The following is a 12,375-nucleotide window of genomic DNA, read 5'->3' on the forward strand; positions in this document are numbered from 1 at the left end:
CTCAACCTGCGAGGCCGACACAGCAAGCGACCAGCCCGAAGCTGAACAGGCTCACGCTGACAAGCGCGCAAAAGTCTTTGAGCATAAACATCTATTTCTCTCCTTCTTCCCGTGGAACGCGGGTTCTGTCCCCGAAGGGGCAGGAGCCCGGCTCCTGCTCCTGAGACCTCGGCGGCGAGAGCGTGGGGGAGGGGGACAAGGGGAAAAAACGGAGGGGGATCGCCCACCGGGACGGCCAGGTGTGGATCCGCGGGTCCGGCCGGCACGCGGGTCTGCGCCTGGTCCTGCACGAGGGAGTGACGCCGGCGTGCCGGCGACGTGAGTGAGGAAGGATGGGGAGACCGTTTTTTACCCTTGTTGGGGGAGGGGGAGCGGCGTTTCCCCTCTCCCGGCAGGGGCGTGGTGACCGCCTGCAGGGCGGCCTATTTGGGGCTGGCAAACGTAGTGCGCAGGGCGTAGCCCGGAGGCGGGAGGATCGTCACCTTCAGGCCGAGACGGGTGCCTGCGCCTGGCTCGGGGAGCGCAGCGAGTAGAGCCGTGCCCGAAGGGTGCCGCCCGAACCTATTTACTTAGTAGTATAACGAGCCTAAGAACGGTTCTTCACTTACGTTTAGGTAATTGGCGAAAAGGAATTCTTATGTCCGAAGCTGCTCAAAACGACATCTCTCTTGAGCCTGATTTCGTTGATCTGACGGCGGACATAGTTTCGGCCTATGTGAGCAACAATACGGTTGCCTCGGGTGATCTTCCGGCGCTGATCGCAATCGTTCACGCGGCGCTGTCATCCACGGTTCAAGAAGCTTCGGAACCTGTTGTTGAAGAGCTGAAACCTGCGGTTCCGATCAAGAAGTCCGTGACCGATGATCACATTATCTGCCTGGAAGACGGTAAGAAGTTCAAATCCCTGAAGCGGCATCTGCGGACCCACTACGACCTGACGCCGGAAGAATATCGAGCAAAGTGGGACTTGCCGACGGACTATCCGATGGTCGCGCCGAGTTATGCGGCTGCCCGATCCGAGCTTGCGAGAAAGATGGGCCTGGGCCAGAAGGGCGCGCGGAAGACAAGAAAGCCCCGTTCCAAGTCTTGAGGATCCAGACGGCTTCAATCGCTGCCGGCTTCGGGTTCGCTGGCGCTGTCCCGCAAAACTCGAATTCCATGCCGCAACAGCGTCCGATCCTCGGGGCTATCGATCATCACCGTTCGGAAAGCGTCGTGTCCAATTGATATCTTTTGCGTCGCGACCAATAGCTCAAGTGGCTGTTTTCCTTCGCGGTCCCAGGTTTCGACCCGGAAATGCAAGCCTCGAACGAATGGGTCGGAGTCGGTAATGAGCATGCGATCGGCAACCAAAACGGCGGTTTCCGGGGAAAGCAGTACTGGTTTCTGTTTGCCGATAGCTTGTTCCAGGATCATGCGAGCAAGCTGATCGACGCTTGCCCACTTTCTGCGGTATTCAGCCATTAATCGGTTGCTCGGTCGCGTGATGGATCGATTACATAGAATGTTCTCTTTTTGTTCCTGTGGCAATTCAAATTGTAGGCCGTCCCATCTAGCTGTCGCTGCTCGTCAGGCCAGTCAGAGATTAGAGCTCCCTCGCAAGCGTTCGAAGTTCATCCTTATGGTCCCGGACCCATTCGAGAGTCCGGAGGGCGCATTTGAGCCGGAGAATGTGTTCCTCCTCCTCGCTGGCCATATGGCCGCGCAGGCTCGAAAACCGCTGTTCGCGCTTTTCAAGAACATCACGGATTTCATCGATCTGGGCGTAAATGGACCGTTCCGGCACGACAGACCCTCCAATTATCGTTCGCGTTGAACGAATTGGAGCCGCTTGGCGCGGATCGCCTCGGCGAGTTTTCTCAAGATCTGCCCGACAAAGGCGTGGCTGAATTTTCCATAGGATATCGTCAGCGGGTCATAGCTGATCGGTTCGACATGAAAAGATCCGGGCAGAATGTCCGTATTGGCCTCATCGAGGAGGATCCAGCAGGGGGCGTCACCCTTGAGTTTCAGGCGTTTGCGTTCGGTTTCCGGAACGCGCAAGCACAAGCGGCCGACGCCGGGATCTTTCGTTGTGAGGGGAAACAAAACCACGTCGCCGCTCTTGGACGTCAATGGAACGACAACGCATGCCGGCCTTGCCTTACGGCCTTGTTCCTCGCCTTTTGCGTTTTCTCTTGACCAAAGGAAGCTATAGGAGATGACAAGACCGGTTTCCGGATCAATCATCTGCGCCTGTTCCTTGCTCATATTGGTCTGCCAAGGCCAGAAGCCCGTCCTCGAAGTCGGCAGGCATCGTCTCCAGCGTCACGGCTTTGCGGGGATCCTTGGTGCCCTGCAAACGCTCATAATCTTCGAATGCCATGAGAACGAATCTCGGTTTGCGGTGATGGGTGATGCAGACGGGTTCCCGCCTGGCTGCATCAGTTACGTCGCCGACGTGTTTGTTGAGATCGGCGGTCGTGAAAGTTCGCATCGGAAACTCCCTGAAAATCCAATTATTATTGATAATATGGATATTCTGGAATTTCAAGATTTGGCGCACAGTCGTGCAGATGTGCATCAGCTCTATGTTTGAGGGCATGGCGTTGATTTCCCGCCAGACAACGCCATGCCGGTACAACACTGAAGCACAGGCCGGAAACAAAAAGCCTCCGGGTGTTCCGGAGGCTTAGCGGGGACTGATGATTTTTCGACGACAATCAGGCGTTATTGTTGTGTTGATTGTCGTCCAGACAACTTAAGAATGGCTTTAAGGCCATTCGTCAGAGCACGGAAGAAAGCCCGCACGGGCTTGCCGCATTAAACAGAACCGATTGCCGGCCGCTCGATGCGGCTGGCAATCGGCCCCCGCCGCGCCGACCTGGTTAGTGGCGCCAATTACGACGGCCATATTTGCGCCCGTCGATGATGATGCGGTCCTGCTGATCGATGGGCGTTCGGGCGTGGCAGAGGACTCCGGCTTCATCAAGGCGGTAAACGACGCAATCGGAATCCCCGAGTGCATAGACCACAAAGCACCACGGGCCTTTCCCGTCTTCGCGATCCTGAAACCATCCGTTCATGTTCCGGCACTGCCAACGCCCGGCCCACCATGTGGCTCCGGGCTGTCCTTTGTCTGTGCGCTGGAAGAGTTCAAGCTGAAGCATGATCCTGTCCCGTGAGCTTTCGTTGGAAAGGGAAGCCGGTCGCGGGAGGAGAGGCCCGCGACCGGCGACGGCTGATTATTCAGCCGCCACGGGAAGAGTTTCGACGTTGCCCATGTCGACGTCGGTTTGCTGCTCATGTGTGGGCATGCCGCAGCGGATCGGTTCGGGCAGCCAATCCTTATCTTTGAGGGCTTTCTGGGCGAAGGCTGCGCCCTCTGCTTTTTTCATGTCCTTGATACCATCGGCAAAATCTTCGCCGCAAGCTTCCGCCACCGCAGCTTGAATGCTGCTGCGTTGCAGGTGCGAGAAATAGTTGTCGGCGGTCGGTTTGAAGTACTCGCGCATGTCAATTCCGACAGCGGCGCCGATCTGATCCGCGTGCACCGCTGCATTGGGCCGGGGGAATTTCCCTTCAACGGCATTAAGGGACCGGGACGCGGCCCATGCCAGCAACTGCATAAGGTTGCTTTTGTGCTGATCGATGCACCAGTCCCAGAGGTCGGCCGGATTGCCGGGGATGTGGCTCCCGAATTGTTCCGCCAGATTTTCCAGTTCATCCATTGTGGCGCACTGATCCGGCTGCTTCATCGATCCTTCCAAGCCTGTGCTTGTGATGGTGATTTCCAGCGCGGAATACTGAGGTGCGGTGTAATCCGTGTAGACGAGGCGCAACAGGAAACCATGCACCACGGCGGCAAGGGCCACGTCCGGATTGTTCGCCAACTCCAACCGCACGGCTGCGGTTTTCTGGGCTGTCAGGTCCTCCAGCAAGGTTGCCGAGTGTTTCAGCGCCGGAGCACCTGCGGGTGTTTCCTCTTCAGAATTTTCCGCGCTGGTTCCGTCTTCTCCGGAGTTCTCCGGGCACAGGTCCTCTGGCTTCACCAGCCCACGATCAACACGCACTGCTCCGTTGCCGTGCAAGCTGACAATCGCCCCTGCAATCTCCAGATCTTCCAGGGCGTAGGTTTCCCGCTCTGTGATCAATTCGAGCGCGCCAATTTTCTCGCCCAAATCGAACATCTCTGCTTCGGTTTCCTCGGTCCGATCGCACAGTTCCAGTTCATGATATCTCGCTTCGAGCCGTTCAAGCTCTTCGGCCTGTTCCTCGGTCAAATCTTCGGAATGCGGATAACAGCGGCTATATTCAGAAAGCGCCTGCCAGTCGATTTCCGGCACGATCTCCACCCATTTCCAGCCTTCGCCCTTCACGGTTTCAACCTCAGCGGCGAGCTTTTCGGCCACGAGCTTTTCAAGAAGGGCGATATCGGTTGCGTATCCGCCTGAATGGTCGTCAAAGAGATCACGTTTGACCGCACCGCCTGCGGCCTCATAGGCGTCCAGTCCTCCAAGGAACCGCAACCGCTTATCCGATGCTTTCACGTCCTCGCCTGCCAGCGCGTGCTTGATGCTGTGGGCATGACGGCTATAGGAGGGAAGCGCCTCCCAAACCCGTTTTTGCTCTTCGTGATCGTCGGTGATGGTGAAGGCGGCGAGTTGGTCAAGGTTCATGCCTTCCTGACGGAAGATTTCACGAAGCTCCGGCGCGACACGGCCCAGGGCAAGCCGCTTTTTGACGATGTTCTCCGATGTCCCGAATTTCGCCGCGATATCGGCGACGGGCTGACCGGCGTCAACCAGATCGCGGAAGGCTTCGAATTGGTCTGCCGGATTCATCGCCTCCCGCATAATGTTCTCGGTGAGGCTGAGTTCCTGCGCTTCTTCCTTGCTGATCACCTTGACCGGAACCGGGTGGTCGGCGTGAAGTTTATCCTGCTCCACCAGCAGCAGCGCTGCGCGAAACCGCCGTCCACCGGCTGAGACATAGTAGCGGCCATTGCCTTTGGCTTTGCGCACCAGAAGGTTTTGCAGGATGCCTTTCGCCGCGATGCTGGCGGCAAATTCCTCGATGCTTTTCTGGCTGTAGGTCTTGCGGACGTTAAGCGGGTCGATTTCGAGTTTGTTGAGCGGGACAAAGATGATTTCTGCGGTGTTGGACATGGGGGTAACTCCGGTTGCCGTGATCGGCCTGACTTTGATGAAAGGTGAGGATTGGGAGCGGAATGATCCCGCTCCCGTTGCGCCTTAAGCTGCGGCGCGCATGCCTTTGATTTCGGCCATTTTCTCGGTCAAAACCCAAAGCGCCTTATTGAGCTTGATGTCCTGATCGATCCCGTTGACGGCACGGGTGCGGCTTCTGCGGCGGCGTCCATTCGCATCCCGGCTGACGGCCCGGATGCCTCCCCGGATCATGTTTTCCTGCGCGACGTTGAAGGTGGTCCAAAGGTCTTTGCCGGTATCACCACGGCGGCGTGGATCAAGAAGCTGTTCCGGCTGAACAGGTGTGTTTGTTTCACCTTCCGCGTCTCCGAACCGCAGCACATGAGCCGCTTCGGCAAAGGCGTGGCGTTCGTCAGCGTTGAGTGCCAGCATCGACCAGTCAGCGGGGGCGACCAGAGCCTTTTCGGCTTCCTTCATCACCCGGTAGGTGCCTTCGATCACCTTTGCGCCAACGTCTCCGCTGTGACGCACCTTCACGCTATCGAGGGTGGATGTCTGGGACACCAGCGAATTGAGGCAGCAAACGCGGAACAAACCGGCCATCAGGTCATAGGCCGATGTGCCGTCATTGGCGTTTTTGAGAAGGATTTCGCAAACGGTGTCGCCGACGCTGTACTTGCGGTCATCGTCCAGACGGCGAAGCCTGATCAGATGCTTGGTGAAGTCGGATTTGGTTTCGTCGCGGGTTTTCGCCTGCTTGGCTCCAACCGGCATGAAGCCCTCAGCCATCAATCCACGCAGGATGTCGATTGTCGGGATCGGCTGAAAGCGGTCCGAGCGGCTTTCGTGGGCCTCGGTTGCAAAAATTGAAGGGGCGGCGCGGCGCAATTCGTCTTCAGTGAGGGCGCGGCCATGATCAAATCTGGCGGTGTGTGTGTAGACTGTCATTTGGGTTTTCTCCTTTTCCCATTTCCGCGAAGCGGGTTCTGTCCCCGAAGGGGCAGGAGCCCGGCTCCTGCTCCTGAGACCTCGGCGGTGAGAGCGTGGGGGAGGGGGACAAGGGGAAAAAACGGAGGGGGATCGCCCACCGGGACGGCCGGGTGTGGATCCGCGGGCCCGGCGGGCACGCGGATCTGCGCCTGGTCCTGCACGAGGGAGCGACGCCGGCGTGCCGGCGGCGTGAGTGAGGAAGGATGGGGAGACCGTTTTTTGCCCTTGGTGGGGGAGGGGGAGCGGCGTTTCCCCTCACCCGACAGGGGTGTGATGACCGCCTGCAGGGCGGCCTATATGGGGATGGCAAGCGGAGTGCGCAGGGCGCAGCCCGGAGGCGGGAGGATCGTCACCGGATGGCCGAGACGGGCGCTTGCGCCTGGCTTGGGGAGCGCAGCGACTAGAGCCGTGCCCAAAGGGTGCCGCCCAAATTCTCTTTACCTGTTGAGGGCATGGACGAAAGCCGCAATTTTGCAACGATTTTTTGAAACAGATATTTTCTAGACCAATGGAAAAGGGCCTTTTGCATGCGTGTAATGATTATTTTCAGCCTTTTAACTGTGTTCGTCTGTATTAGATCAGCTTTCGGAATGCCCTTAAAGATGACCGCAGAGCGCTTATTTGACATATGCGAAGCATCGACTGTGGATGAGGCGGCCGCAAAGGGTGAAAAACTTGGTTGGCAGCGCATGTCTGACGCGCAACTTGAAGAATGGCGCGCTAGTTTCGTTGGCTACAATGGTGGCTCAGTTGAGGTTTTGGGCTGGCAGCAAGAAACACCTGGCGCGGCCGTATCCCTGTCATTTTGGATTGCGACCGGCCCAAACGCGCATAAAGCATGTTCATTTTCAACGAAGCAACCGGGCGATTTACTCGAGGCAATTTCTGAGCGACTAGGTTCACCTGATTCACTCAACAAGGATGATGCGCTCGGAGTTGTTTCGGCATCGTGGAAGCGCGATGGAGCTGAGTACTATTTCTCTCAGGTCGGCTCGTCCGTTGCAGTAAATGTTAGCCGTCCAGGCGCGACGTGAGAACGCCCGATTGCTGAGAAAGTCGCCGGCGGACTCCACATTTCATCGTACATCTAAACAACAAATAGCCCCAATGGTTGCGTAATTTTCCCAGCTCTACCTTAGCGGGTCGGATTGGGAGATGTGCAGTGATTAGCACCGAGCACGAGATTTATCTTTCTATTCGTGAAAAGATCTTCGACGGTCAAATTGGTGTCGATACGTTCGTTAATATCAAGGAACTATCCAGCCAGTTAAAGGTGAGCGCGTTACCGATACGAGAAGCATTGATCCGTTTGGCTTCTGAAGATTTGTTACACTACAGTAGGACCAAAGGATATTTCATTTCAAAGATAGACTATAACTCGCTTATAAATGCGTATAACAACATGTATATCTTGGCGAAATGCGCGGCTATTTGGCAGTTGAACAATCCTGGCGACCGTCCCCCACTTCGCTCACAGCAACTCGACGATGTTCATATTTGCCCTAAAAATCTGCAACCGGATTCAATTGATGTGGTGCTCGAAGGCGTCGCGGCCACACTGATGAACGATCACAGTTCCCGACTGTTTCTACATGAACTTCGCCGGACGCGCCCATACCGTTCATGCATAGCGCCATACCGCGAGGATAAAGAGGAAGTGATTTCAAACCTGTGCTCACTACGCTCATCAATATTGAGTTTAGATTACAAAACAACTCTTTCCAACATTCGGGATCTTCGAAATAACGCAATAAGATACAGCCCAAAGAATTACGAGATATACAGCGCAATTGTACGTTAAGATAAAATATCACTGGAATATATTCGGTTTATCTTAGAGTTATATTATCAGTAGGCACATTTGCGCCCAATTTCGAGCGGCTAATCTCCGTCGTGAATGCAACTTTCAGGTTCTGATTGGAGACCAGTTATGAAACAGGAGCACACACACTCTGAACTGCCGGCCGGCATCGTTCCCAAGGCGAATTCCGATGAAGTTCGCCAGTCCGGCGCGGCTGTCGAAAGCGGAGTTCCGACGCGGGAAGCGTTTTCGGGCGACCAGGCCGCCGAAGAGCCCAAAGGATATGCGCAGTCTATTCCCGGGTTCGTCGCGGACGCTTTGAATCGGACAAAGACGGCCGAAGGGTTCAATCTCGATCACGTTCTTGCCCGTTACCAGAAGGAGCAGGGGTTCTCGGCCGACATTGCCACGGACCACATGCGTGAAATGATCCGCTTCCTTTCCCTGGCGGCCACCGCGACCCAGCACGGAAAATACTACGGCATGACCGGCGCCGTGGACGAGTTGTGGCACACGTTCGTGATCTTCACACGCGACTACGCCGCGTTTTGTGAGGCCGTCGCCGGCCGCTTCCTTCACCACGTTCCGGAAGTCGACGGGCAGATGAGCGACGATACGCTCGATCACTACCTGACGTTCCTGGAAGACTACGAAGCGGTCTATCAGGAGCCGGCGCCCACGGCTTATTGGCCGCGGCCGACTGGACTTCACGCCGAAGCCGCGTGCAAAGGCTGCTCGGCCTGCAGTGGCTGTTCCGGTCATAGCTGTACGGTTCACTAAGCCTGTAACTCAAGGACCCCGGGAAATTTCCCGGGGTCTCGGCTGAAAGGTTCAAAGATGCACGTTCTTTTGCTCGGGAAAGTGCCGCCAATTCAAGGCGGGGTCGCGAAACAGACCTGGCTGGCTTGCCAGGATATAGCGGCGGCGGGACATAGCCTCCATGTGCTTACCAATGCTCATGCTATGCTGATCGGCTTCCGGCAAATGTTTCTGCCTGGAGATGATGTAACACTGGTGTCCGGCCAGGAAAACATGCGCCTGCAGAACATCGATGAGGTTCCGCCCCAATCGTATATTCCCTGGGCACCTCCATATTTCAGCCAGCTCATGAGCTATTGTTTAGAAGCTGTCGAAAAGAACCGGCCGGACGTGATCGTGGGCTGGTATCTCGAACCCTACGGGATGGTTGCCTCTGTCGTCGGGCAGATGTTCGGTATCCCGGTGGTCCTGCGTCATGCCGGCAGCGACATAGGCCGGATGAGGAATCTCGGCGGGCTCAAGGGACTTTATGACTGGGCGCTGTCGCATGCGGCCCAAGTGATCACGGGCAGAAATCAGGATGCTATAGAAATTCTTAGGTCTGCCGGTGTGAGCGAAACGGCTATTGTCCGTTGCCGCGGCAGACGGCTTTGTGACAGCTTTTCGGAGCTTCACGATGAATTCGATTTGAGAACGCTTCTTGAGCACAGCGTGGATTGGTTTTCCCGGTATCAACTCGATCCTGAGACTTTAAACGCGCTTCACGACTGGAACCAAGCGAGCCAGGACTGCGACGGCCCTGTCATTGGGACTTATGGCAAGATTGCCGAGGTGAAGGGAACCTATCATCTTCTCGATGCGCTCGAGCAGTTGGCGGAGCGCGGTGATAGCTTCAGCTATCGAGGCATTTGGAGCGCAACTCCCAACCGGCTGCAGCATGCTCTTGGCTATCTGCATCGGAAACCCTCGTTGAAGGGACGAGTGACGATTTTACCGCCCCTGGCCCCGTGGCGGATCCCGGCCTTCATTCGTTCGTGCAATGCCGTGGCGTTTCTGGAAAACCGGTTCCCCATTGAATTCCATGGCCCTCAAGTCCCTCGCGAGGTCCTGGCGTGCAAGCGTCCGCTGTTGCTGAGCAGAGAGATATTCAACAAGGTCTACTTCAAAGCCCAGCTTGCGGAAGAAGTGAATGTGATGGTCATCGAGGATCCGCAAGAGGTGAGCGCCATGGCCGATCAAATAAGCCGTTTGTTGAACAGTCCGGAGCTCCTAAACTGTCTCGGCCATCATGCCGGAGCCCTGTCTCGAATATTGGAGGCCAAGGCGCTTCGCTCCGATCCTATCGTTGATGTGATTGAGGATGTGGGAGGCTATGAACGTCGAACGCAAGCTTTCGGATGAGCCAGGACCAACTGAAGAGTTAAATCTTCAATCGGCTGCGCGCGGTCTATTGAAGGCTGTTGCGCAAAAAAAGGAATTCCGGACAATTTTCCTCTTGCTCGGGACAAGCGTACTTCTGTCCTTTTTGGCGAGTGCGCTGTTGTCTGCTGCGCCGCTGCTATTTTCGAAAGGCATAGATCAGTTTCAATCGCAAGGCGCCTCCCAATCTCTCGCTGTGACGTTGATTGTTTCCTCTGTGATTATTTTCGGCTTGGCGAAAATTCTCATCGAGCAAAGGTGGCTGGTCTATCAGCCGGCGGAAAACAAGCTTCTAAATAGCATTCGCGAGACCTATCTCGGGCACGTGTTGTCGCTGCCACTGGAGTTTCATTTAAACCGGTCGATCGGCCGGCTGGATTCAATCGTCGGTCAGGGGATGGCGGGTATCCAGGCCATAACCAACATGTTGTTCGTTCAACTATCGCCCCTGATATTCGAGGTGATTTTGACGACAACCGTTCTCCTGCTTTTCGTAAATGTTGAGATTTCCCTCGCCGTTCTGGGGTCGATTGTCGTCTACCTCGTAGTTTTGGTCCTCGGCACTGAGCGCGTGAGCCGGCGCTTGAAAGACGCCCTCGGCAAAACGATCGAGGCCCAAGGGGCGGCCGGCGACGCGATCCTGAATGCGGAAGGCATCAAGGCGCTTGCGGTAGAAGGCAGCATCACAGAAACCTATCGCTCTAAGCTGAGCACAGCGCATGCTGCCTTCGTGAGCTTTTATATGAGCCGCGGCCTTTTTGGTCTGTTGCTGGTTGCGATACTTATAGCCGGCTTCAGTTTCGCCATCTGGATTGCCGTTTCCGACACTGTGGCGGGAGAATTATCAGTCGGTGCACTCGTGCTTACCAACACCTGCGCATTGCAGATGTTCAGATCGATGGAAAATTTCAGCTTTTCCTATCGTGGTACGCGGCAATCGATTGAGGCGGTAAAGCGGTATCTGGAGATCTTCGCAAATGCACGGGAGCCATCGCAGGATGGTTTGAAACTGTCCGGACCCATCGACGAAATTCAAGTCCGGAATGTCGGTTACAGGTATCCCGATGGCAGATGGGCCACGAAGAACGTTTCGTTTAACCTGAAGCGGGGGACGTCTACCGCAATTATCGGCAAGTCGGGCAGCGGAAAATCCACGATCGTTCGCATGCTCATGAAAATGCTGGTTCCGACAAGCGGCCACATTTTGATCAAAGCCCAAGACCTTGCTGATATCAACGGTGTAGATCTTCGGCGCCGAACCTCTGTCGTCCCCCAGGACGCAGTGATGTTCAAAGCTAACCTGGCATTCAATATAGCGCTGACGGAAAATCCGGATACCAAGTTGCTTCAAAAAGCCGTTGAGATGGCAGAGTTGTCGCCCCTCGTCCAGTCACTCCCAGAAGGCTTTGAAACCGAGATTGGGGAACGTGGTTTCAAACTCTCAGGTGGCGAGCGCCAGAGACTGGCAATCGCCCGTGCGATCTATCGAGGATCGGACCTCTTCATTTTCGATGAAGCGACATCCGCGCTGGATAAGACCACAAAGAACGAAATCCTGCGCCTCATTCGCGAACTGATCCCCAACTACTGTGTATTGCTAATTACGCACGACGAAATGGTGGCCGCGATCGCAGATGAAGTGGTGGAAATAGGGAGATAAGCCGGTTGCCGAGTTACTGTAAAAAAAACGCCCCCGGCCGGGGGGCTGGCCGGGGGCAACGAGGGGAAGAGTTGATATTGATCGGCCGAAGGCCGGGACATGTTCAAAATTTCAACCATTCCGATTATATACGTATTTTCCACTATCCTGACATGCAAGGAAAATTGAAGCGGTAGCTTCATTTTTTCAATGGCATGTCAGGCTGCGCCGCGTTTTTTGCGCCGGAACGTTTCGTTATCCCCGCAACAGTTTCGGAGCTCCGTGTCTTGCTGGAGACGCTGATCCCAATGGCGGAACTCGGCAACGATGGCTTCTCCGGCGCTGATGTGCTCTTCCCTGCCTGGATGGTTATCAGCTCTAATGGCCCGGATCGTGATGAGCCCGAGGTGTTGAAGGTAGTCGAGCTTGCCCCTGAAGCTGTTGGGATGCATGTCCAGGCAGGCCGCCAGTTTGGCCCGTGTGACGGGGCCAAACTGAGCGTTCAGCCGGGAGAGGAAGATAAAGAAGCCGATTGCTTGCAACGGCCTTGTTGCATAAATTCTTATTCGGCCCGCAGCGGCCCCTTTCCCGGAATTTAGCATCATGAGATGCGCTCGAAC

At 55.8% G+C, this 12,375-nt stretch carries 14 protein-coding genes; 6 read left to right on the forward strand and 8 right to left on the reverse strand.

The window, feature by feature from the left end; all coding sequences use genetic code 11:
• Positions 1 to 637 precede the first annotated feature (637 nt).
• Entirely contained in the window at positions 638 to 1,090 is a 453-nt protein-coding gene (locus Q0835_RS27560) for a MucR family transcriptional regulator (protein WP_298966359.1), read from the forward strand.
• A gap of 14 nt (positions 1,091 to 1,104) precedes the next feature.
• On the opposite strand, the gene Q0835_RS27565 is transcribed toward Q0835_RS27560, so the two are convergent.
• From Q0835_RS27565 to Q0835_RS27595, 7 genes are all read right to left on the reverse strand, one after another.
• Positions 1,105 to 1,464, reverse strand: coding sequence for a hypothetical protein (locus Q0835_RS27565; RefSeq protein ID WP_298966360.1), 360 nt, complete (start codon positions 1,462 to 1,464; stop codon positions 1,105 to 1,107).
• 121 nt (positions 1,465 to 1,585) lie between these two features.
• Positions 1,586 to 1,786, reverse strand: coding sequence for a hypothetical protein (locus Q0835_RS27570; protein ID WP_298966362.1), 201 nt, complete (start codon positions 1,784 to 1,786; stop codon positions 1,586 to 1,588).
• A gap of 14 nt (positions 1,787 to 1,800) precedes the next feature.
• Positions 1,801 to 2,250, reverse strand: coding sequence for a hypothetical protein (locus Q0835_RS27575; RefSeq protein ID WP_152512500.1), 450 nt, complete (start codon positions 2,248 to 2,250; stop codon positions 1,801 to 1,803).
• Complete coding sequence (locus Q0835_RS27580; protein ID WP_298966364.1) at positions 2,222 to 2,476, reverse strand: type II toxin-antitoxin system Phd/YefM family antitoxin; 255 nt, start codon at positions 2,474 to 2,476, stop codon at positions 2,222 to 2,224. The genes Q0835_RS27575 and Q0835_RS27580 overlap by 29 nt, the downstream gene beginning before the upstream one ends.
• A 391-nt stretch (positions 2,477 to 2,867) precedes the next feature.
• Positions 2,868 to 3,149 (reverse strand): hypothetical protein, encoded by a 282-nt coding sequence (locus Q0835_RS27585; protein WP_062492108.1) that lies wholly within the window; start codon positions 3,147 to 3,149, stop codon positions 2,868 to 2,870.
• A 75-nt stretch (positions 3,150 to 3,224) separates the two neighbouring features.
• The gene (locus tag Q0835_RS27590; protein WP_298966366.1) at positions 3,225 to 5,147 is read right to left on the reverse strand and encodes a ParB/RepB/Spo0J family partition protein; all 1,923 of its coding nucleotides are present in this window, start codon (positions 5,145 to 5,147) and stop codon (positions 3,225 to 3,227) included.
• 84 nt (positions 5,148 to 5,231) lie between these two features.
• Positions 5,232 to 6,095: a DUF932 domain-containing protein gene (locus Q0835_RS27595; RefSeq protein WP_298966367.1), complete on the reverse strand. Its 864-nt coding sequence runs from the start codon at positions 6,093 to 6,095 to the stop codon at positions 5,232 to 5,234.
• A 569-nt stretch (positions 6,096 to 6,664) separates the two neighbouring features.
• On the opposite strand from Q0835_RS27595, the gene Q0835_RS27600 reads away from it, so the two are divergent.
• The 5 genes from Q0835_RS27600 to Q0835_RS27620 all read left to right on the forward strand — a co-directional run bounded on the left by Q0835_RS27600 (position 6,665) and on the right by Q0835_RS27620 (position 11,776).
• On the forward strand, positions 6,665 to 7,171 hold the full coding sequence (locus tag Q0835_RS27600; protein WP_298966369.1) for a hypothetical protein: 507 nt from the start codon (positions 6,665 to 6,667) through the stop codon (positions 7,169 to 7,171).
• A 128-nt stretch (positions 7,172 to 7,299) separates the two neighbouring features.
• Positions 7,300 to 7,938, forward strand: coding sequence for a GntR family transcriptional regulator (locus Q0835_RS27605; protein WP_298966370.1), 639 nt, complete (start codon positions 7,300 to 7,302; stop codon positions 7,936 to 7,938).
• Positions 7,939 to 8,067: 129 nt separating this feature from the next.
• Positions 8,068 to 8,718 carry a hypothetical protein gene (locus tag Q0835_RS27610; protein ID WP_298966372.1) on the forward strand — a complete coding sequence of 217 codons (651 nt, stop codon included), beginning with the start codon at positions 8,068 to 8,070 and terminating at the stop codon, positions 8,716 to 8,718.
• 57 nt (positions 8,719 to 8,775) lie between these two features.
• Positions 8,776 to 10,098, forward strand: a complete 1,323-nt coding sequence (locus Q0835_RS27615) for a glycosyltransferase (RefSeq protein WP_298966376.1) — start codon at positions 8,776 to 8,778, stop codon at positions 10,096 to 10,098.
• On the forward strand, positions 10,070 to 11,776 hold the full coding sequence (locus Q0835_RS27620; protein ID WP_298966378.1) for an ABC transporter ATP-binding protein: 1,707 nt from the start codon (positions 10,070 to 10,072) through the stop codon (positions 11,774 to 11,776). The genes Q0835_RS27615 and Q0835_RS27620 overlap by 29 nt, the downstream gene beginning before the upstream one ends.
• Before the next feature lie 197 nt (positions 11,777 to 11,973).
• Here Q0835_RS27620 and Q0835_RS27625 read toward each other — a convergent pair.
• Positions 11,974 to 12,375 (reverse strand): hypothetical protein (locus Q0835_RS27625; RefSeq protein WP_298966381.1); only part of this gene is annotated, 402 nt, incomplete at its 5' end.

The organism is uncultured Roseibium sp., from assembly GCF_947499295.1.
In the GTDB taxonomy this organism is placed as follows: Bacteria; Pseudomonadota; Alphaproteobacteria; order Rhizobiales; family Stappiaceae; genus Roseibium.